This window comes from Micromonospora sp. NPDC048887 (genome assembly GCF_040649715.1).
GTDB lineage: Bacteria > Actinomycetota > Actinomycetes > Mycobacteriales > Micromonosporaceae > Micromonospora.
Genome location: NZ_JBEZGA010000002.1, coordinates 53,629 through 73,285, shown reverse-complemented (window position 1 = coordinate 73,285; position 19,657 = coordinate 53,629). Strand labels below are relative to the sequence as shown.

The window sequence follows — 19,657 nt, the reverse complement described above, 5'->3', positions numbered from 1 at the left end:
CCCCCGAACTGGTGCCGCGACCCCGCCCTCACCTCGGCGATCATGAGGTTGGCGGCGACAAATCGGGCACGAACTGCCGCCAACCTCATGATCAACGGGGACAGGCGGCCGGGCGGTCGCGGACGTCGTGAGGACCGGGGCCGTACCCGGTGGTGGCTCAGCCGGGCCCGTCCCGCCGGGACGCCGGGGCGCTGTCCCGGCCGGGGCGCACGGGGGCCTCGGCCGGGCGGCGCGGTGCCGGGACCCGGGCCCCGGCGCTCACCAGCGCGTCCTCCGCACCGGCGGGGGCCGGGCTGGCCGGAGCGGCCGCCGCCCGGTCGGCCACCGTCCGCCGCGCCTTGCCGGGAAGCAGTTCGGGGGTACGCCGGGCCGCCACGTCCTCGACCCAGCCGACCATCAGCGTCACCACGCCGACGAGGGCGAAGACCAGCCCCACCCGCAGCCACAGGCCCACCGGGTCGCGCGGCGACCAGCCGACCAGGCCGACCAGCGGGGTGAGCGCCACCACGAACGGCATGTGCCACAGGTAGATCGTCAGCGCGCGCCGGTTCACCACCGTCACCGCCCGGCCGAACGCCGGCACCCGGTCGACCCAGCTCACCCCGACCGGCGCCCGGCCGATCGCCACCAGGATGAACGCGGCCGACCAGAGCGCGTTACCAAGCGGGATGTCGTTGATGTCGTATCCGCGCGGGCCCTGGTGGGTGAGGATCCAGGCCAGCCCGGCGGCGCCGACCACAGCGGCCACCGGCAGCAGCACCCGGTTGCGCATCCGGCGCAGCAGCCCGTCGTGGTGGGCGAAGCCCAGCAGCCAGGCGCCGAAGTAGAGGCCGAACTCGCGCAGCACCGTGTGCGGGTTCGCCAGGACGCCGGCCTCGATCGCGATCAGCAGCAGGTACGGCGCGGCGAGCGTGGGCAGCGGTGCCCGGCGGAACAGCCAGAGCACCAGCGGTGAGGCGAGCACGAACCACAGGTAGTCGCGCAGGTACCAGATCGGGCTGAGCGCCAGCCCACCCCAGTAGTTGGCCGGCGGGTCACTGATCGGGAAGAGCCAGAGGAACACCTTCGGGCTGAACGTCAGCCCGGTGAGCAGCATGGCCGGTACGAAGACCGCGGCGACCACCCACAGCGACGGCAGGAGGCGGCGCAGCCGGCGGCCGACCGCGCGCACCCCGCTGCGGTCGAGTGACGCCGCCATCAGCGACCCGGCCAGGGCGAACATCACCGACATGGCCGGGAACACCAGCGTGAGCGTGGCGTAGCCGGTGACGTGGTAGGTGACGACGCGCAGGATGGCCAGGAAGCGAAGCAGGTCCAGGTAGCGGTTTCGCATCAGCTCGCGGCGGGGTCCGGGGGCAGAGACAATGCTCCCTACCCTGCTCCGGGACCCTGTGAAACAGCCAAGAACACCTATGGAAAGTGAGATGTCCCATAGGTCTGGCTGATCCTGATCACCTACCGCCGGGCCGTGGCCGGCCGCCGGTCAGAAGCCGAGCTTGCGCAACTGCTTCGGGTCGCGCTGCCAGTCCTTCGCCACGCGTACGTGCAGGTCGAGGTAGACCCGGGTGCCGAGCAACTCCTCGATCTGCCGCCGGGCGGTGGTGCCCACATGCTTGAGCCGGCTGCCCCGGTGCCCGATCACGATGGCCTTCTGGCTCGACCGCTCCACGTACACGTCGGCGTAGATCTTGGTGAGGTTGCCCTCCGGGATCATCTCCTCGACCACCACGGCGATGGAGTGCGGCAACTCGTCGCGGACGCCCTCCAGCGCCGCCTCGCGGACCAGCTCCGCCACCAGCACCTGCTCCGGGTCGTCGGTGAGCATGTCGTCCGGGTAGAGCTGCGGTGACGACGGCAGATAGCCGGTCATCACGTCGACGAGCGTGTCGACCTGGTGGCCGGAGACCGCGCTGACCGGCACCACGTCGGCGAACTCACCCAGCTCGCTCACCGCGAGCAACTGCTCGGCCAGCCGCTTCTTGTCGACCAGGTCGGTCTTGGTGACCACCGCCAGCACCGTGGCCTTGAGGCTGGCCAGCTCGCCGGTGATGAATCGGTCGCCCCGGCCGACCGGCTCGTTCGCCGGGACGCACAGGCCGATCACGTCGACCTCGCTCCAGGTCTCCCGTACCAGGTCGTTGAGGCGTTCGCCGAGCAGCGTCCGGGGCCGGTGCAGGCCCGGGGTGTCGACCAGCACGAGCTGCGAGTCCGGCCGGTGCAGCACCGCCCGGATGATGTGCCGGGTGGTCTGCGGCTTGTTCGAGGTGATCGCGATCTTGGTGCCGACGATCGCGTTGGTGAGCGTCGACTTGCCAGCGTTCGGCCGCCCGACGAAACAGGCGAAACCGGCCCGGTAGGGACGTGCCTCGGGCGTGGTCACTCGACCACCGTGCCGAGGACGGTGCCGTCCGGCGCGGCCACGTGGATCGGCGCGTCGGCGGACAGGTCCCGCACGGCGGCGTGCCCTGCCCCGTCCAGCGTCGACGCCTCGGTCACCACCACGGCGGCCTCCAGCCGGCTCGCGCCCGCCGCCACCGCCGAGGCCACCGCGAGCTGGAGCGCGGTCAGCGTCAGCGACGGCAGCGCCACGCTCGCCGCCGCGTACGTCCGGCCGTCCTGGTCGCGGACCGCGGCGCCCTCCACGGCCGCCACCCGGCTCCGCGCGCCCCGGGCCAGGACGACCAGCTTGGCGTCCTCGGCGCTCAGCTCGGCCGGATCGGCGGGGGTGGGCAGGGCAGCCGGTACGGCGGGTGTCTCAGGCATCGGCGGGTTGCCTCTCCTCGGAACGGTTGTTGTCGCCACGGGAATCGGGCGGCTCACTTCGGTTGGTGCCCTCCGGGGCGTCGCCCCGGTCGACCCGGCTCACCAGAACCGTGTCTATCCGGTTGCGCCGGCCGGTCGTGCCCTCGGCCACCAGCCGCAGGCCGGCCACCTCGGCCTCGGCACCCGGGATGGGCACCCGGCCCAGCGCCTGGGCGAGCAGGCCACCGACCGTCTCCACCTCGTCGGTGGGCAGGTCGGTGTCGAACAGCTCGCCCAGATTCTCCACCGGCAGCCGCGCGGTCACCCGCACGGCCCCGTCCGGCAGGTGCTCGACCGGCGGGCGTTCGACATCGTACTCGTCGGTGATCTCCCCGACGATCTCCTCCAGGATGTCCTCGATGGTGACCAGCCCGCCGGTGCCGCCGTACTCGTCGACCACGATGACCAGGTGGTTACGGGCCGCCTGCATCTCCGAGAGCAGGTCGTCCACCGGCTTGGACTCCGGCACGAACGTGGCCGGGCGCATCAGCTCGGCCACCGGCATCTGCCGGGCGGCCTGGTCGCCCTGCACCCGCCGGATCAGGTCCTTGAGGTAGAGCACACCGAGCACGTCGTCGACGTTCTCGCCGATCACCGGGATGCGGGAGAACCCGGAGCGCAGGAACAACGCCAGCGCCTGCGCGAGCGTCTTGCGTTCCTCGATCCACACCATCTCGGTACGCGGCACCATCACCTCGCGGGCGATGGTGTCGCCGAGCGCGAAGACCGAGTGGATCATCTGGCGCTCGCCGTGCTCCACCACCCCGCGCTGCTCGGCCAGGTCGACCAGCTCACGCAGCTCCACCTGGGTCGCGAACGGCCCCTCGCGGAAACCCTTGCCGGGAGTGACCGCGTTGCCGATCAGGATCAGCAGCGACGCCAGCGGGTTGAGCGCGCGGCCCAGCCACCGCACCAGCGGCGCGACCGCCCGGCCGACCGCGTAGGCGTGCTGGCGGCCGAGCGTACGAGGGCCGACCCCGACCGCCACGAAGCTCACCACCGTCATCGCGCCCGCCGTCACCAGCGCCGCCCGCCAGCCCGCGCCGAACGTGTCGACGGCCACCAGCGCGACGAGCGTGGTGGCGGTCAGCTCGGCCAGCAGCCGCAGCAGGAGCAGCAGGTTCAGGTGGCGGACCACGTCACCGGCGACCACCTGGAGGGCGCGAGCGCCGCGCGCGCCGTCCCTGGTCAGTTCGGCGGCGCGGGCCGGCGAGACCGCTGCCAGCGCCGCCTCGGTCATCGCGATCAGGCCGGCGAGCACCACCAGCCCGGCGGCGAAGAACAGCAGCTGGAGATCGGGCAGACCGGCGGGGGCCCGGACCGCCGCCAAGGCGTCCATCACCGCGACCGGGTCGACCGCCAGCTGGCCAGCAGCCGGGCCTGGAGACCGAACATCTCCCGCTCCTCCTCGGGCTCGGCGTGGTCGTAACCGAGCAGGTGCAGCACGCCGTGCACGGTGAGCAGGTGCAGCTCGTCGGCCGCCGAGTGCCCGGCCGCGGCGGCCTGCTTGGCCGCCACCCCCGGGCAGAGCACGATGTCGCCGAGCAGGGCCGGCTCACCGCCGGCCGGGGTGCTCTCACCCGGGCCGTGGTCGACGCTGCCCTCGTCCATGGGGAAGGCGAGCACGTCGGTCGGGCCGTCGCCGCCCATCCAGCGGTGGTTCAGCTCCGACATGTATTCGATGTCGACGAGCAGCACGGACAGCTCGGCGAGGGGGTTGACCCCCATCTCGTCGAGGGCGTGCCGCGCGACGGCGAGCACGGCGTCGGTGTCGACGTCGACACCCGACTCGTTGGCGATCTCGATGGACAACTGTCTTCCTCTGGTGGTTAGCGGCGCCGGCCCGGCCGGCTGCCCTGGGCCGTCCGGCCCGGCACGGCGTGCACGCTCTGCGCCTGCTGGTTCTCCCGCTCGGCGTCCCAGCGGGCGTACGCGTCGACGATGTCGCCCACCAGCTTGTGGCGCACCACGTCGGAGCTGGAGAGCTGGGCGAAGTGCACGTCCTCGACGTTGTTCAGGATCTCCCGGACCACCCGCAGGCCGCTGGTCGTCCCGCCGGGAAGGTCCACCTGGGTGACGTCGCCGGTGACGACGATCTTGGAGCCGAAGCCGAGCCGGGTGAGGAACATCTTCATCTGCTCGGGCGTGGTGTTCTGCGCCTCGTCCAGGATGATGAACGCGTCGTTGAGCGTGTTGTGAGTCACCAGGAAGTCGTCGGTGACGTAGAGCGAGTCCTCCGCCGCGACCTGGATGCACATCGTCTCCCGCACCCCTGCCGGGATGATCGAGTCGATGAACCGCATCGGCCGGCCACCGTGCTCGTCGTAGAGCCGGCGCTTGCGCGACAGGCGGAACGGCGCGATACCGGCGGGCAGCCGGATCTCCACGACATAGGCGTCGGACCGGTACGGAACCGGCCGGCCTTTCGCCAGACCGGGCTTGCGTCCCTCGGCGGGACGAACCCGTGCCGTGGCCACCCCTCCGAGCGACTCGACCAGGTGGACCACGTCGTCGCACAACCGGGGAGACGTGGTCGAGTACTGCACACGGCACGTGCGTCCGGCCTGGGTGACCGGCCCGCCGTCGGTGTCCAGCAGCCCTTGCAGGACCGCCAGCCGGACGCCGACGCTGTTGTTCTTGTAGACCTCGGGGACGAACTTCGTGCCCGAGGTGGCCCCGGCCAGCCCCAGTTCGCGGACGGCCACCGTCACCGGGTTCGCCACGATCACGCCGCCGCGGTGCCCGTTGACGTGCCGGAGGACGTAGTCGTAGTCACCCTTGCGAACCAGTTGGATGTCGACGAGCGCATCCTCCAGCGCGGTCGCCAGCTCCGGGTCGGCAGTGCGGAAGGCCGGCGTGGCGCGGGACGAGATCGTGCCGTCGCCGAGCAGCAGCCCGAGCGCGTACGGGTCGAGCGGAACCGCCCGCGGCTCCATCTGCACCGGCGCGACGAGCGGGAGTTCGTAGCGACGGGTGTGGCCTCGCCACTCCTTGCCGATCATCTCCTGCGTCTCGATCGTGCGCCGCCGGCCGCGACGTTTGTCGTCCGGCGTGGCTACGGTCCACAGGTGCTCGCCGCAGCAGAGCGTGGACGCGCCGTCCTGGGTGGTGACCCGGTAGACCTGCTTCTGGCCTTGGGGGTAGATGCCGATCACCGGCGTGGGCGTCCCGTTCGAGCCGATGACCAGGTCACCGACCTGGAGCGAGCCGAACGGCCGGAAGCCCTCCGGGGTCAGCACCCGGGCGTCGTAGGGCTGGGCCCGCCCGCGCATGTATGCCAGCGGCGCCACCTCGATCGTGCCGGCGGCCATCAGCTTCGGGATGGTCTCCGGGTCGAGCATGTCGTGCAGCGCGTCGTAGAGCGGGCGCAGGTAGGGGTCGATCTTCTCGTTCAGGGTCCCGGGCAGGAAGCCCAGCCGCTCCCCCGCCTCGACCGCCGGCCGGGTCAGGATGATCCGGTTGACCTGCTTGGCCTGGAGCGCCTGCACGGCCTTCGCCATGGCCAGGTACGTCTTGCCGGTACCCGCCGGGCCGATGCCGAAGACGATGGTGTGTGCGTCGATCGCGTCGACGTACTTCTTCTGGCCCAGCGTCTTGGGACGGATGGTGCGGCCGCGCCGGGAGAGGATGTTGAGCGTCAGCACTTCGGCGGGCCGCTCGGTGCCGCCCTGCTCGAGCATGCCGACGGTACGCCGTACCGCGTCTGTGGTCAGGGTCTCGCCTTTCTCGATCAGTTCGAGCAGCTCACTGAAGAGGCGCTCGGCGAGGGCGTTGTCGGCCGGGGCGCCGGTGATGGTGATCTCGTTGCCGCGGACGTGGACGTCGCTGTCGATCGAGCGCTCGACGAGCCGCAGGATCTCGTCGCCCGCGCCGAGCAGGTTCACCATGATCTTCTGGTCTCCGACCGTGATCCTGGTCTGCACACGCGGCGTGCCGGGAGGTGGGGTGCCGGTCATAGGTCGGGCCGTCGGGCCCTGCGCCACCTGCTCTCCGCTACTCGGCGCCGGGCCCTGCTGGCACGGCGTACGGTTACCTCCATCGTATCGGGTCGGCACCGTACGCACCGCGCCCATTTCGGGTGCCCGGCGGTCAGCCGCCGGCGCGGAAGTCGTACCCGTCGAAGGTCTCCTGGGCGCGGGTGAAGCGGTAGGTCGCCCAGTGCATCCGGACCACCACGCCCCGTTCGTCGCGGGTCAGCCGCAGCAGCTCCCCCGCCTCGCGGCCGGAGACCGTGCGGAACACGTCCGGCCGGTCCGGCAGCGGCGCGAACACGGCGGGCGGCCGCCCGGCCGGGTCGTCCGCGCCCCGCGCCCGCAGCGTCCCGTCGTGCCAGGAGAAGACGTACTCGAAGCCCTCGCCCCACCAGCGGCCCAGCACGCCGCGCAGGTGGGCCGGGGCGGGCGGGCCGGGACGCCACGGCTCGATCTCCGCCGGGTCGTGCTCGGCGGCGGCGGCGAGCAGCCGGTGGGCCAGGTCGAACACCTCCACGCCGGTGCCGGACGAGCCGAGCACCGCGGCGCCCATCGCCCCGGCGGTGCCCTGCCCGCCGCGCCGCCCGTAGACGGCGGCGAGGAATCCGGGCATCGCGCCGTCGTGGCCGACGTGGGTCACCCGCTCCGGCTGCGGGATCAGGATCAGCCCCAGCCCGAAGCCGGCCGACCAGACCGACTCGTCGGTGGGGGTGAGCGGCCAGCGCATCTCCTCGACCGTCGTCGCGGCGAGCACCGCGCCGTCCGGGTCCACCGCCGCCGGGTCGGCCAGGAACGCGGCCCAGCGGGCCATGTCCGTCGCGGTGCTCCAGAGCTGCGCGGCGGGGGCCACCGCGCCGAAGTCGGTGGGCGGTTCCGGGTGGGCCTCGTCGGAGTACGCGTCGACCAGGAACCCGGTGGCGGCGCGCCCGGTCGGCTGCGGGCCGGTGGCGGTCAGCCCGAGCGGGGTGAGCACCCGGTCGGCCAGCACCTCCGCCCAGGTGCCGCCGCGCAGCCGGGCGACCGTCTCGCCGAGCAGCGCCAGGCCGAGGTTGGAGTAGTGGAAGCGGCGACCGGCGGGCAGCACCCGCTCGACCCGGGCCAGGCCGGCCAGCAGCTCGTCGACGGCCGGGGCGCGCAGGCTGTCCCACACGTCGCCGTGCGGCTCGCGTTGCAGGCCGGCGGTGTGCGACAGCAGCCGGCGTACTGTCGCGTCGCCGTGCGCGGGCAGGTCGAGGTGCCGCCCGATCGGGTCGTCCAGGTCGAGCAGGCCGTCGTCGCGGCACTGCATGACCAGCGCCGCGGTGAAGGTCTTGGTGACCGAGCCGATCCGGAACACCGTCTCCGGCCCGAGCGCGGTGTCGTTGCCGGTGTCGCCGACGGCGCACGTCCACAGCGGCCGGTCGGCCCGGTGCAGGGCGGCCGAAACCGCCGGGATCCGCCCGGTGGCCTGGGCCTGGCGGACCATCCGGCCGAGCCGGTCGGACACGTCGGTCATCGGCAGAGCATCGGGCCGAGTGGCGCGCCGCCGAGCAGGTGGGCGTGCACGTGGAAGACCTCCTGGCCGCCGTACGGGCCGGTGTTGAACATCAGCCGGAACCCGTCCACGGTCAGGCCCTCCTCCTCGGCCACCACGGCGGCGGTCTGGAGCACCTCGCCGGCCAGCTCGGGTGCGCCCTGGGCCAGCGTGGCCACGTCCGCGTAGTGCTCCTTCGGGATCACCAGCACGTGGGTGGGCGCCTTCGGGTCGATGTCGCGGAAGGCCAGCGTGGTGGCGGTCTCGCGGACGATGGTGGCCGGGATCTCCCCGGCGACGATCCGGCAGAAGAGGCAGTCCATCGCAGCAGTGTAAGGAGAGGGCGCAGAGCGCGGCGGGGGCACCGCCGGACGGACCGGCCCGGTGCGGCAGGATGGCCGCCATGACGGGACGGGCGGTGCTGGTGACGGGGGCCTCGCGGGGCATCGGGCGGGCGGTGGCGCGGGCGTTCGCCGCGAGCGGGGACCGGGTGGCGATCCACCACCGGGACTCGGCCGAGCTGGCCGGGCGGCTGCGCGCCGAACTGCCCGGTGACGGGCACGTCGTGGTCCGCGCGGACATGGCCGACCCCGACGCGGTACGCGCCATGGTGGACGAGGCGGCCCAGCGGCTCGGCGGCCTCGACGTGCTGGTGAACAACGCCGGCGTGTTCGGGCCGGCCGATCCCCCGCACCCGGTCTTCGAGAGCAGCTACGAGCAGTGGCGGGCACGGTGGCGGGAGGTGCTGGACACCAACCTGGTCGGCGCCGCGAACGCCGCCTGGTGCGCCGCGCAGCACATGCGCGAACGCGGGGGCCGGATCGTGAACGTGTCGTCCCGGGGCGCGTTCCGGGGCGAGCCGGCCAACCCGGCGTACGGGGCCAGCAAGGCGGGGATGAACGCGATGGCCCAGTCGCTGGCGGTGGCGCTGGCGCCGTACGGCATCGGGGTGGCCTGCGTGGCGCCCGGTTTCGTCGAGACCGACATGACGAACGAGCACCTGAAGGCCGAGCGGGGCGAGGCGGTACGCGCCCAGTCCCCGTTCCACCGGGTCGCCCGGCCGGAGGAGATCGCCGGGGCGGTGCACTGGCTGGCGAGCGCCGAGGCCGAGTGGGCGGCAGGCACGATCATCGACCTGAACGGCGCCTCCTACCTCCGCTCCTGACCCACCCCGACCCCGGCGATCTTGCACTTTCAGCCCCGGCAAAACGTCACAAAAGAGACGCCACGCGGGCCGAAACTGCAAGATCGACGCGTGCGGGGAGAACGCGGGTGGGGGTTACCAGTGGGTCAGGCGGGTGGCCAGGACTGTCAGGGCGGCCACGCCTGCTGTGGACGTGCGCAGGACCGTCGGGCCCAGGCGGACCGGGCGGGCACCCGCGTCGGTGAAGGTGGCCAGCTCGTGATCGGCGATGCCGCCCTCCGGCCCGACCACGAGCACGATCTCGCCGGCCGTCGGCAGGTCGACTGTGGTCAGCCGGTCCCGGGCGCCCTCGTGCAGCACGAACGCGCCGGCCGCACCGGCGATCCGGCGGGCCACCGAGGCGGTGGACTCGTCAGGTGCGCCGGCCACCACCGGCAGCCACGGGCGGCGGGCCTGCTTGGCCGCCTCCCGGGCGGTCGCGACCCACTTCTGCCGGGCCCGTTCGCCCCGCTCGCCGCGCCACTGCGCCACCGAGCGGGACGCCGCCCAGGGCACGATCTCGTCCACCCCGACCTCGGTCATCGCCTGCACGGCGAGTTCGCCCCGGTCGCCCTTGGCGATGCCCTGCACCACGACCAGCCGGGGCACCGGCGCGTCCGCGTACCCCCGGCTGGTGACCCGCAGGTCGAGCGTCCCGCGGCCGACGGCGGTGACCACGGCGGCGGCGGTGCCGCCCCGGCCGTCGGCGAGCAGCAGTTCCTCGCCGACGCGCAGCCGCTGCACGGTGGCCGCGTGGTGGCCCTCCGGGCCGTCCAGCGTCAGCGTGTCAGCGGTGGGCAGCGCCTCGACCAGGAACAGCGGGGCGGACACCTCAGGCGTGCCCGTTGAAGGCGTCGCGCATCCGGGAGAAGAAGCCGCCCTGCTTGGTCAGCTCGGCGACCTCCTCGCCGCGCGTCTTGGCGAAGTCGCGCAGCATCCGCTCCTGGTCGGCGTCGAGCTTGGTCGGGGTACGCACGTCCAGGTGCACGTAGAGGTCACCCCGGCCGGTGCCGCGCAGGTGCGGTACGCCCCGGGCGCGCAGCCGCAGCGTGCTGCCGGGCTGGGTGCCGGGCTTGACGTCGACGGCTTCCTCGCTGTCCAGCGTCTTGATGGTCAGCCGGGTGCCGAGCGCGGCGGCGGTCATCGGGACGGTGACCCGGCAGTGCAGGTCGTCGCCCTTGCGGGAGTAGACGTCGTGCGGCCGCTCGTGGATCTCGACGTAGAGGTCACCAGCGGTGCCGCCACCCGGGCCGACCTCGCCCTGCTGGGCCAGCCGGATCCGCATGCCGTCCTCGACCCCGGCCGGGATCTTGACGGTCAGCGAGCGGCGGGTACGCACCCGGCCGTCACCGGCGCACGTCGGGCAGGGGTGCGGGATGGTGGTGCCGTAGCCCTGGCAGACGGTGCACGGCCGGGCGGAGACCACCTGGCCGAGGAAGGTCCGCTGCACCGACTGCACCTCGCCCCGGCCACCGCACGCCTCGCAGGTCGCCAGGTGGGTGCCGGCGGCGGTGCCGGCGCCGGAGCAGGTGGTGCAGAGCACAGCGGTGTCGACGGTGATCGGCGCCTCGACGCCGAACGCGGTCTCGTTGAGGTCCAGTTCCAGGCGCAGGATCGCGTCCGCGCCGGGGCGGGTACGCGGACGGGGCCCCCGGCTGCCGCCCGCGGCACCGCCGAAGAACGCGTCCATGATGTCCTGGAAACCGACGAACGGACCGGCGCCGCCGGGCCCGCCCGGGCCGCCCATGCCACCGCCGCCCGGCGCGAGCGGGTCGCCACCCAGGTCGACGATCTGCCGTTTCCGGTCGTCCGAGAGGACCTCGTACGCGGCGTTGATGTCCTTGAACTTCTCCTGGGCCTCCGGGTCCGGATTGACGTCCGGGTGGAACTGCCGCGCCAGCTTGCGGTAGGCGCGCTTGATCTCGTCGTCGGAGGCGTCCCGGCTCACGCCGAGAATGCCGTAGTAGTCCCTGGCCACTGCGTTAGGTGTCCTCATGTTCGTCTCGCGTCGCTCCGGTCGTCGGCCGGAACCGGCCGTCGGCCCTGACTGGTCAGTTCTGGGCCAGCAGTTCGCCCACGTAGCGTGCCACGGCTCTCACCATGGCGATATTGCCGGGGTAGTCCATCCGGGTCGGCCCGAGCACGCCGAGACCACCGACGATCGTGCTGCCCGGTCCGTAGCCGGTGCTGACCACCGAGGCGGCCCGCAGGTTGTCGAATTCGTTCTCGTCGCCGATGAGCACCCGGGTGGTGCTCGGCTCCGTCTCGCCGATCAGCTTGAGCAGTACGACCTCTTCTTCGAGCGCCTCCAGGATGGGCCGCAGCGAACCCTGGAAGTCGAGCAGGCCACCCCGGGTGAGGTTGGCCTGCCCGGCCAGCGCGAGGCGCTCCTCGTGCCGTTCCACGAGGGTTTCCAGCAGCACTGTGGAGAGCGTCGTCATGGCCGGGCGCAGATGCGGCGCGGACTCCTCGACGAGCGCCTGCACCAGCGGCGGCGTCTCGGCGAGCTGGCAGCCGACGAGTTTCTCGTTCACCAGCCGGCGCAGGTCGGTCACGTCGTCGGCGGGCACCGGGGCGGGCAGCTCGACCAGCCGCTGCTCGACCCGGCCGGTGTCGGCGATCATGACGACCATCAGCCGGGTGGTGGAGATCGGCACCAGCTCCAGGTGGCGCACCTTGGAGCGGGCCAGGCTCGGGTACTGCACCACGGCGACCTGCCGGGTGAGCTGCGCGAGCAGCCGGACCGTGCGGTGCACCACGTCGTCCAGGTCGACGGCGCCGACGAGGAAGCGCTCGATCGCCCGGCGCTCGGCCGGGCTCAGCGGCTTGACCCGGGAGAGCCGGTCGACGAAGAGGCGGTAGCCGCGGTCGGTGGGCACCCGGCCGGCGCTGGTGTGCGGCTGCCGGATGTAGCCCTCCTCCTCCAGCACCGCCATGTCGTTGCGCACGGTGGCCGGCGAGACACCGAGCTGGTGCCGTTCGACGAGGGCCTTGCTGCCGACCGGCTCCTGCGTGGCGACGTAGTCCTCGACGATCGCGCGCAGCACGGCGAGTTTGCGGTCGTCGAGACCCATGTCCCACCTCCTGACGCAGCTCGGTCGGGCCGGCGCGCGGCATCCGCCGGGCGGCTGGCACTCGACTGTAGCGAGTGCCAGTCTACGTCGGCATCCCCGCCGACGCGACGAGCGCCTGACGGACCCGCGGTGCGGCCCGCCACACGGCCCGGCCCGATCGGCCCGAACAGCCGGTCATCGTCGGTCTGTGTCGCTCTGGTGCGAGTTGACCCGTGCACCTACCGTGGCGACCATGACTGAACCTCCTCGCCCACCGGGGGCAGGGGACTACGGACCCCAGCCCGACCCGTCGGCGCCATACGGCTCGTCGCCGGGCAGCGAACCGCCCACCGCTCCACTGTCCGGGGCTCCGGGTGCCGGCGGCTATCCCCCGCCCGGCGACTATCCGCCTCCGGGCGGCTACCCCCCGCCGGGCGGCACGCCCGGCTACGGCGCCGGCTACCCCGCCGGTGGCGGCTACGGCCCCGCCGGATACGCGAACAGCGACGAGAAGACGTGGGCCCTGGTGGCGCACTTCGGCGGCGCGGCCGGTGTCATCGTCGGCGGCGGCCTGCTCGGCTGGGTCGCCCCGCTGATCGCGATGATGACCCGGGGTCAGCAGTCGCCGACCGTCCGCGCCCACGCGGTCTCGGCGCTGAACTTCCAGATCACCTGGACCATCGCCAGCGTGCTCGCCTGGGTGATCACGGTCATCACCTGCGGGATCCTGTTCTTCGTCCCGATGCTGGTCTGGCTGGTGCCGCTGATCTTCGGGATCATCGGCGGGGTCAAGGCCAACGAGGGCGTGCTGTACCGCTATCCGATGACCTACAACTTCGTCAAGTGACACCGCCGGCCGGCCGAGGGGGCGGCCGGCCGGTGCCGGTCACGGCAGCAGGTCGCGTACCACCGCGTCGGCCAGCAGCCGGCCGCGCAGCGTCAGCACCACAAGCCCTCGCGCGTACGCCCCGGCGTCGAGCAGCCCGGCGTCCCGGGCCCGCTCGGCGCCCGTCCGGCCGCCGGCGTCCAGCACGTCCAGCGGCAGCCCGGAGGCGAGCCGCACCCGCAGCATCACGTCCTCCATGTGCTGTTCGCCCGGGCTGAGCTGTTCCCGGGCCAGTGCGGGCGAGGCGCCCTCGGCCAGCCGCGCCGCGTACGCGCTCGGGTGCTTGACGTTCCACCAGCGCACGCCGCCGACGTGGCTGTGCGCCCCCGGGCCCAGGCCCCACCAGTCGGCGCCGGTCCAGTAGAGCAGGTTGTGCCGGCACCGGGCCGCCGCCGAGCGGGCCCAGTTCGACACCTCGTACCAGGAGAATCCGGCCGCGCCGAGCGCCTCCTCCGCGGCCAGGTAACGGTCCGCCGCCACATCGTCGGAGGGGTACGGCAGCTCACCCCGGCGCATCCGCGCGGCCAGCCGGGTGCCGTCCTCCACGATCAGGGCGTACGCGCTGACGTGGTCCACCCCGGCGTCGACCACCTGGGCCAGCGAGGTGGCGAAGTCCTCTGCTGTCTCGCCCGGCGTGCCGTAGATCAGGTCCAGGTTGACGTGCTCGAACCCGGCGTCGCGGGCCTCCAGCGCGGCGGCGGCGGCCCGGCCCGCGCTGTGCCGCCGGTCGAGCACCGCGAGCACCCCCGGCGCGGCGGACTGCATGCCCAGCGAGATCCGGGTGTAGCCGGCCGCCCGCAGCGTCTTGAGCGACTCCGGGCTCACCGACTCGGGGTTGGCCTCGGTGGTCACCTCGGCGTCGGCGGCCAGCCCCCAGACGCGGTCGATGCCGTCGAGGATCCGGGCCAGGTCGTCGGCGGGCAGCAGGGTCGGCGTGCCGCCGCCGACGAACACGGTGTCCACCCGCTGCGGCGGCGAGTCGCCCAGCACCCGGGCGGCCAGCGCCAGTTCGGCCAGCACGGAGTCGGCGTACGTCTCCCGGCTCGCCCCGCCGCCCAGCTCCGCGGCGGTGTACGTGTTGAAGTCGCAGTAACCGCACCGGCTGGCGCAGAACGGGACGTGGACGTACACGCCGAAGCCGCGCGCGCCGACGGCGCGACGGGCGGTGGCGGGCAGCGATCCGTCGCGCGGGACGGGTTCGCCTTCTGGAAGGACGCCGGGCATGGCCACTAGTGTGCCCGGCATGACCTCTCCGGACGCTCTCGTGCGAGTCGCCACGGCCCGTGGGGTGACCACCCTCACCCTGGACAGCCCGCACAATCGCAACGCGCTCTCCACGCCCCTGATGACCCAGCTGCTGGCCGGGCTGGCCGACGCGGTCGCCGACGACGCGGTACGCGCGATCGTGCTCGACCACACCGGCCCGGTCTTCTGCTCCGGCGCCGACCTGAAGGAGACCGCCGCCGCGTACGCCAGCGGCACCGTGCCCGCCGGGATGCTCGGCGACGTGCTGGTGGCGGTGCGGGAATGCCCGAAGCCGGTGGTGGCGAAGGTGGCCGGCCCGGCCCGGGCCGGCGGGCTGGGCCTGATCGCCGCCGCCGACCTGGCGGTCTGCGCGCGGGAGGCGACGTTCGCGTTCACCGAGGTGCGGATCGGGGTGATCCCGGCGGTGATCTCGGCGACCGTGCTGCCCCGGCTGGGCCAGCGCGCCGCCGCCGAGCTGTACCTGACCGGCGACACGTTCGACGGCCACCGCGCCGCCGAGATCGGCTTGGTCACCGCCGCGGTGCCGGCCGACGAGCTGGACGCCGCAGTCGCGCGCTACTGCGACTCGCTCGTCAGGGGCGCGCCCGGGGCGCTGGCCGGGGCGAAGGAGCTGCTGCGCCGGCCCGCCGGGCCTGACCTGCGGGCCGAGATCGCCGAGTTGGCCGCGCTGTCCACCGGGTACTTCCTCTCCGACGAGGGACGCGAGGGCGTGATGGCGTTCCGGGAGAAGCGTCCCGCCGCCTGGGTGCCCGCCGGCGACTGAGCCGTACGGCGGGCCCCGGGTGAGCCGACCTGGGGCCCGCCGGTCGGCCGAGGCCCGCGCCGGCGGATGGGACGTACGCTTGTCGGACTGTCGGGACAGGGGGTGCGGGTGCGGACGCGAGGGGCGATCGTGGCGGCCGGTGTGGCGGTGTGCGTGCTGGCACTGCTCGCGGTCTATGTCGTGACCAAGCAGTTCGGCGAGCACCTGCGGCTGCCGCTGGCCAGCCGGACCTGCACGGTCAAGGCGGACGGCGAGGTGGTGCTCGGCGCCGACCAGATGGCGAACGCGGCCACCATCGCGGCCATCGGGATGCAACGCAGGATGCCCGAGCGGGCGGTGGTGGTGGCGCTGGCGACCGCGTACCAGGAATCGCACCTGCGCAACATCGCGCACGGCGACCGCGACTCGCTCGGCCTGTTCCAGCAGCGCCCGAGCCAGGGCTGGGGCACCCCGGAGCAGGTGCAGGACCCGCGGTACTCGGCGAACAAGTTCTACGCCGCGCTGAAGAAGGTCAAGGGCTGGGAGCGGATGCGGGTCACCGACGCCGCCCAGCGGGTGCAGCGGTCGGCGTTCCCCGAGGCGTACGAGAAGTGGGCGGACGAGTCGGAGGTCCTCACCCGGGCGCTGCTCGGCCACGCGACCGGCGCGGTGGCCTGCACCGTCTCCTCACCGCCGACGATGCGCGGCCCGGCCGCCGCCAGCGCCGTGCTGGAGAGCCTGTCGCTGGACTGGGGGCTGCCCCGGCTGCCCACGGCGACGGACCTGACCGCGCTCACCGTGCCGGCCGGTGACGACCGCAACGGCTGGCGGTACGCGCACTGGCTGGTCTCGCACGCCGACGACCACGGCGTGAAGAAGGTCCGCTTCGGCAACCTGGAGTGGACCGCCGAGCAGGGCTCCTGGGCCCGGGTGAAGGGCGACCCGGCCACCGAGGTGCGCGCCGAGGTGTTCGCCGCCTGACCGGCGCCGGATCACCCCGGCGCTCAGCCCTTCACCGCTCCGGCGACCAGACCGGAGACCATCCGGCGCTGCACCAGCAGGAAGAACACGATCACCGGCAGGGTGAACAGCGTGGACGCGGCCATCACCGAGCCCCAGGCGGTGTCGTCGCGGCCGAAGAAGAACGTCATGGCCACCGGCAGGGTGTACTTCTGCTGGTCGTTGATGAAGGTCAACGCGAAGATCAGCTCGTTCCAGGCGGTGATGAACGAGAAGATGCTGGTGGCGACCAGGCCGGGCGCGACGAGCGGGAACAGCACCTTGCGGAACGTCTGGGCCCGGCTGGCCCCGTCGATGGCGGCGGCCTCCTCCAGTTCCTTCGGCACCGCCGCGACGAAGCCGCGCAGCATCCAGACCGCGAACGGCAGTGAGAAACCGAGGTACGTGAGGATCAGGCTGGGCAGCGTGTTGTAGAGGCCGAGCCGCTGGATCATCAGGAACAGCGGGATGACAAGCGCCTCCAGCGGGATCATCTGCACCACCAGCAGCATGATCAGGAACGTGGTGCGCAGCTTGAACCGGAACCGGGCCACGGCGGTCGCCGCGAGCAGCGCGACCAGCCCGCTGAGCAGCACCGTCGCCAGCGCGACGAGCGCGCTGTTGAGGAAGAAGTCGGCGAACGTCACGCCCGGGATGAGGTTGCCGGTGAGGATCTCCCGGTAGTGCTCCAGCGTCGGCTCCGCCGGCACCGGCCGGGGCGTGGACGAGAAGATCTCCCGGTTGGGCTTCAGCGAGGTCGCCACCATCCAGTAGACCGGGAACGCGGCGAAGAGCGCGACCAGCAGGCCCGCGCCGTTGAGGGCGATCTTCTTCATCATTCGTCCTCCTGCCGCAGCACCATGCGGACGTACAGGGCGGTCACCACGAGCAGGATCACGGTGAGGATGACCGCGATGGCCGAGCCGAGGCCGTACTTGGGCGGCGGCGAGAACGCCTCCGCGTACGAGTAGATCGACAGCATGAACGTCGACCGGTCCTGGGTGCCGCCGGCCAGCACGAACTGCTGGGTGAAGACCTTGAAGTCCCAGATCGTGGAGAGCACCACGAGGATGCCGAAGACCGGCCGCAGGACCGGGAACGTGACCGACCAGAACACCTTCCACGGCCCGGCGCCGTCGACCCGGGCCGCCTCCTGCAACTCCGTCGGCACGCTCTTGAGCCCGGCCAGCACGCTCACCGCGATGAACGGGAACGAGTGCCAGACCACCACCAGCGTCAGGATGGCGAAGAACAGCAGCGGGTCGTTGAACCAGCCGTACCCGGTCCAGTCGCTGCGCCCGAACAGGGCCGTGGAGAGCCCGTCGGGGAGCTTGTTGAACAGCCAGGTGACCAGGCCACTCGTGTCGTCGAAGATCCACTTCCAGACGATCGTGCCGGTCAGCGCCGGGGTGGCCCAGGCGAGCATCACGCAGCTCGCCACGAACGTGGCCATCTTCTTGCCCAGGCGGTTGAGCAGCAGCCCGACCAGGGTGCCGAGGATCATCGTGAGCGCCACGTTGGCGAGCGCGAACAGCACCGTGTTGCGCAGCACCGTACGGAAGAACGGGTCGCCGAGGATCTGCGCGTAGTTGGCCAGGCCGACCCACGGCCACTCGCGGTCGCCGCGCAGCTGCCGGACGCTGTCCAGCTTGTGGAAGGACATCCACACGACCTGGCCGAGCGGCCAGAGCAGCAACACGGCGATGATCGCCAGGCAGGGCAGCAGGAGCAGGTACGGAAGGTGGTCCACCCGGCGACGGCGCCGCCGCGCGGGGGTCTCCCGCGCGGCGGCCTCGCCGGTGGCCTCGGTCAGCGTGGTCACTTGGCGTTGAGGATGCTTTCGATCTCGGTGGCCGCGTCGGCGGTGGCCTTCTCGACCGTCTTCTGGCCCTTGATGACCGAGCTGTTCATCGCCTGGGTCACCGTCTTGGTCCGGCTGACCTCGACCCACTTCGGGGTGAGCGGGGTCAGCTTGGTGTTCTGGATGGCGGTGGCGAACGCGGCCATCACCTTGTCGTTGGCGTAGTCGCCGCTGCTCACCAGATCCTGGTAGACCGGGAAGAAGCCGAGGCTGCTGGCGAACTCCTTGTCCTTCTGCTTGCTCAGCAGCACGGTCATGTAGTCCCAGGCCAGCGCCGCCCGCTTACTGTCCTTCCAGATGGCGATGTCGGAGCCGCCGGCGAACGCCGGGGCGGCCTTGCCGTCCGGGCCGGGGATCGGGAACGTGCCCCACACCTTCTCGATGTCGGGGTTGTCCTTCTTCATCGCGCCGCCCTGCCAGCTACCGGCGAACGCCATGGCGGCCTTGCCGGTGGCGAACTGGGTACGGGCGTCGACCTCGTTCCACCCGGCGGCGGCCGGCGGGGCGACCTTGTGCACGGTCACCAGGTCGGTCCAGAACTTGACCGCCTTCTGCGCCTCGGGGGTGTTGTAGCCGGACTTCCAGCTGTCGCCCTCCTTGGTGGCGATCTCCGCGCCGGCACCCCAGAGGAAGGAGTAGAACGGCAGCTCGGAGTTGCCGGGCAGGGCGATGCCATAGGTGCCGGGCTTCTTGGCCTGCACGGCCTTCGCGGCGGCGACCATCTCCTCCCAGTTCGTCGGCGGCTTCACGCCGGCCTCGGCGAACCAGTCGGTGCGATAGTAGACGGCGCGTACGCCGGCGTACCACGGCACGCCGTACTGCTTGCCGTCCAGCTGGGCGTTCTTGACCAGGTCGGGCAGGATGTCCTTGCCCTCGGACCAGCCGTTGAACTTGTCGCTGACGTCGGCCAGGGCCTCCTGCGCGGCCCAGCCCTGGGTCTCGGTGTTACCCAGCTCGGTGACGTCCGGGCCCTCGCCGCCGGCCAGCGCGGCCTGGAACTTCTTCGGCGCTTCGAGCCAGGGGATGTACTGCACCACGACGTCGGTCTCGGGGTGCTTCTTCTTGAACTCCGCCTCGACACCGTCGAGGAACTTGGTCTGGGCGTCGCCGCCCTCACCCATCATCCACACAGTGAGCTTGCTGTTGTCGGCGGCGCTGTCGTCGTCGCCGGAGCCACCGCACGCGGTCAGCACCAACGCGGCCGACGCCACGATGGCGGTGACCGGAGCCAGCCGCTTCCACCTGTTCACGCCATATCTCCCTCAGGGCCGTTTGGCACTAACCTTCTCCGCCGCACCTTAGTAGGTAAATTTCCTTTACAACAGGGGGTGTGCGTGACGGAGGGCACAGGCGACCGTATCGCAGCCGGAGCCCGGCCGAC

At 72.4% G+C, this 19,657-nt stretch carries 18 protein-coding genes and 3 pseudogenes; 4 read left to right on the top strand and 17 right to left on the bottom strand.

Annotated features, from left to right (window positions below):
• Positions 1-157: 157 nt before the first annotated feature.
• The 10 genes and pseudogenes from AB0C17_RS03480 to AB0C17_RS03435 all read right to left on the bottom strand — a co-directional run bounded on the left by AB0C17_RS03480 (position 158) and on the right by AB0C17_RS03435 (position 8,609).
• Positions 158-1,333, bottom strand: coding sequence for an acyltransferase (locus AB0C17_RS03480; RefSeq protein ID WP_357476450.1), 1,176 nt, complete (start codon positions 1,331-1,333; stop codon positions 158-160).
• 150 nt (positions 1,334-1,483) lie between these two features.
• The gene (gene era / locus AB0C17_RS03475) at positions 1,484-2,380 is read right to left on the bottom strand and encodes a GTPase Era (protein WP_357470630.1); all 897 of its coding nucleotides are present in this window, start codon (positions 2,378-2,380) and stop codon (positions 1,484-1,486) included.
• Positions 2,377-2,763, bottom strand: a complete 387-nt coding sequence (locus AB0C17_RS03470; RefSeq protein ID WP_354873826.1) for a cytidine deaminase — start codon at positions 2,761-2,763, stop codon at positions 2,377-2,379. The genes era and AB0C17_RS03470 overlap by 4 nt, the downstream gene beginning before the upstream one ends.
• Positions 2,756-4,165 (bottom strand): hemolysin family protein, encoded by a 1,410-nt coding sequence (locus AB0C17_RS03465; protein WP_357388527.1) that lies wholly within the window; start codon positions 4,163-4,165, stop codon positions 2,756-2,758. The genes AB0C17_RS03470 and AB0C17_RS03465 overlap by 8 nt, the downstream gene beginning before the upstream one ends.
• Entirely contained in the window at positions 4,141-4,614 is a 474-nt protein-coding gene (gene ybeY, locus AB0C17_RS03460; protein WP_357388482.1) for an rRNA maturation RNase YbeY, read from the bottom strand. The genes AB0C17_RS03465 and ybeY overlap by 25 nt, the downstream gene beginning before the upstream one ends.
• Before the next feature lie 17 nt (positions 4,615-4,631).
• Positions 4,632-4,994: pseudogene (locus AB0C17_RS03455) on the bottom strand (PhoH family protein); the annotation flags it as partial.
• Between the two features lie 261 nt (positions 4,995-5,255).
• Positions 5,256-5,738: pseudogene (locus tag AB0C17_RS03450) on the bottom strand (LAGLIDADG family homing endonuclease); the annotation flags it as partial.
• A gap of 324 nt (positions 5,739-6,062) precedes the next feature.
• Positions 6,063-6,758, bottom strand: a pseudogene (locus AB0C17_RS03445) (PhoH family protein); the annotation flags it as partial.
• A 133-nt stretch (positions 6,759-6,891) separates the two neighbouring features.
• A complete protein-coding gene (locus AB0C17_RS03440) occupies positions 6,892-8,268 on the bottom strand; it encodes a serine hydrolase domain-containing protein (protein WP_357388480.1) in 1,377 nt (458 codons plus the stop codon).
• Positions 8,265-8,609, bottom strand: coding sequence for a histidine triad nucleotide-binding protein (locus tag AB0C17_RS03435; RefSeq protein WP_013475524.1), 345 nt, complete (start codon positions 8,607-8,609; stop codon positions 8,265-8,267). The genes AB0C17_RS03440 and AB0C17_RS03435 overlap by 4 nt, the downstream gene beginning before the upstream one ends.
• An 80-nt stretch (positions 8,610-8,689) precedes the next feature.
• Between AB0C17_RS03435 and AB0C17_RS03430 the strand changes: the two genes are divergently transcribed.
• Positions 8,690-9,451: an SDR family oxidoreductase gene (locus AB0C17_RS03430; protein ID WP_357476448.1), complete on the top strand. Its 762-nt coding sequence runs from the start codon at positions 8,690-8,692 to the stop codon at positions 9,449-9,451.
• Between the two features lie 114 nt (positions 9,452-9,565).
• Here the strand turns inward: AB0C17_RS03430 and AB0C17_RS03425 are convergent, their stop codons facing one another.
• From AB0C17_RS03425 to hrcA, 3 genes are all read right to left on the bottom strand, one after another.
• Positions 9,566-10,300 carry a 16S rRNA (uracil(1498)-N(3))-methyltransferase gene (locus tag AB0C17_RS03425; RefSeq protein WP_357388476.1) on the bottom strand — a complete coding sequence of 245 codons (735 nt, stop codon included), beginning with the start codon at positions 10,298-10,300 and terminating at the stop codon, positions 9,566-9,568.
• 1 nt (position 10,301) lies between these two features.
• The gene (dnaJ, locus tag AB0C17_RS03420; RefSeq protein ID WP_269704585.1) at positions 10,302-11,447 is read right to left on the bottom strand and encodes a molecular chaperone DnaJ; all 1,146 of its coding nucleotides are present in this window, start codon (positions 11,445-11,447) and stop codon (positions 10,302-10,304) included.
• Between the two features lie 73 nt (positions 11,448-11,520).
• Positions 11,521-12,543 carry a heat-inducible transcriptional repressor HrcA gene (gene hrcA, locus AB0C17_RS03415; protein WP_262015148.1) on the bottom strand — a complete coding sequence of 341 codons (1,023 nt, stop codon included), beginning with the start codon at positions 12,541-12,543 and terminating at the stop codon, positions 11,521-11,523.
• Between the two features lie 232 nt (positions 12,544-12,775).
• Here hrcA and AB0C17_RS03410 point away from each other — a divergent pair, with 232 nt between their 5' ends.
• Positions 12,776-13,369 carry a DUF4870 domain-containing protein gene (locus AB0C17_RS03410; protein WP_357388473.1) on the top strand — a complete coding sequence of 198 codons (594 nt, stop codon included), beginning with the start codon at positions 12,776-12,778 and terminating at the stop codon, positions 13,367-13,369.
• 39 nt (positions 13,370-13,408) lie between these two features.
• Here the strand turns inward: AB0C17_RS03410 and hemW are convergent, their stop codons facing one another.
• Positions 13,409-14,632 carry a radical SAM family heme chaperone HemW gene (gene hemW / locus AB0C17_RS03405; RefSeq protein WP_357470636.1) on the bottom strand — a complete coding sequence of 408 codons (1,224 nt, stop codon included), beginning with the start codon at positions 14,630-14,632 and terminating at the stop codon, positions 13,409-13,411.
• Between the two features lie 19 nt (positions 14,633-14,651).
• On the opposite strand from hemW, the gene AB0C17_RS03400 reads away from it, so the two are divergent.
• Complete coding sequence (locus AB0C17_RS03400) at positions 14,652-15,437, top strand: enoyl-CoA hydratase-related protein (protein ID WP_357470639.1); 786 nt, start codon at positions 14,652-14,654, stop codon at positions 15,435-15,437.
• A 102-nt stretch (positions 15,438-15,539) separates the two neighbouring features.
• Positions 15,540-16,397 carry a hypothetical protein gene (locus AB0C17_RS03395; protein ID WP_357470642.1) on the top strand — a complete coding sequence of 286 codons (858 nt, stop codon included), beginning with the start codon at positions 15,540-15,542 and terminating at the stop codon, positions 16,395-16,397.
• Between the two features lie 23 nt (positions 16,398-16,420).
• On the opposite strand, the gene AB0C17_RS03390 is transcribed toward AB0C17_RS03395, so the two are convergent.
• From AB0C17_RS03390 to AB0C17_RS03380, 3 genes are read right to left on the bottom strand one after another with little or no spacing between them, the layout of a single operon-like run.
• Complete coding sequence (locus AB0C17_RS03390; protein ID WP_013287980.1) at positions 16,421-17,254, bottom strand: carbohydrate ABC transporter permease; 834 nt, start codon at positions 17,252-17,254, stop codon at positions 16,421-16,423.
• On the bottom strand, positions 17,251-18,237 hold the full coding sequence (locus AB0C17_RS03385) for a sugar ABC transporter permease (RefSeq protein WP_013287981.1): 987 nt from the start codon (positions 18,235-18,237) through the stop codon (positions 17,251-17,253). Before AB0C17_RS03385 ends, AB0C17_RS03390 begins: the two co-directional genes overlap by 4 nt.
• Positions 18,234-19,526 carry a sugar ABC transporter substrate-binding protein gene (locus AB0C17_RS03380; protein WP_357470647.1) on the bottom strand — a complete coding sequence of 431 codons (1,293 nt, stop codon included), beginning with the start codon at positions 19,524-19,526 and terminating at the stop codon, positions 18,234-18,236. The genes AB0C17_RS03385 and AB0C17_RS03380 overlap by 4 nt, the downstream gene beginning before the upstream one ends.
• Positions 19,527-19,657 lie beyond the last annotated feature (131 nt).

Excerpts from the sequence above, each read along its gene's own strand:
- AB0C17_RS03470 (WP_354873826.1), bottom strand. The coding sequence starts at position 2,763 with ATGCCTGAGACACCCGCCGTACCGGCTGCCCTGCCCACCCCCGCCGAT.
- AB0C17_RS03390 (WP_013287980.1), bottom strand. The coding sequence starts at position 17,254 with ATGATGAAGAAGATCGCCCTCAACGGCGCGGGCCTGCTGGTCGCGCTC.
- AB0C17_RS03430 (WP_357476448.1), top strand. The coding sequence starts at position 8,690 with ATGACGGGACGGGCGGTGCTGGTGACGGGGGCCTCGCGGGGCATCGGG.
- AB0C17_RS03435 (WP_013475524.1), bottom strand. The coding sequence starts at position 8,609 with ATGGACTGCCTCTTCTGCCGGATCGTCGCCGGGGAGATCCCGGCCACC.
- AB0C17_RS03480 (WP_357476450.1), bottom strand. The coding sequence starts at position 1,333 with ATGCGAAACCGCTACCTGGACCTGCTTCGCTTCCTGGCCATCCTGCGC.
- AB0C17_RS03440 (WP_357388480.1), bottom strand. The coding sequence starts at position 8,268 with ATGACCGACGTGTCCGACCGGCTCGGCCGGATGGTCCGCCAGGCCCAG.
- hrcA (WP_262015148.1), bottom strand. The coding sequence starts at position 12,543 with ATGGGTCTCGACGACCGCAAACTCGCCGTGCTGCGCGCGATCGTCGAG.
- AB0C17_RS03410 (WP_357388473.1), top strand. The coding sequence starts at position 12,776 with ATGACTGAACCTCCTCGCCCACCGGGGGCAGGGGACTACGGACCCCAG.
- hemW (WP_357470636.1), bottom strand. The coding sequence starts at position 14,632 with ATGCCCGGCGTCCTTCCAGAAGGCGAACCCGTCCCGCGCGACGGATCG.
- AB0C17_RS03400 (WP_357470639.1), top strand. The coding sequence starts at position 14,652 with ATGACCTCTCCGGACGCTCTCGTGCGAGTCGCCACGGCCCGTGGGGTG.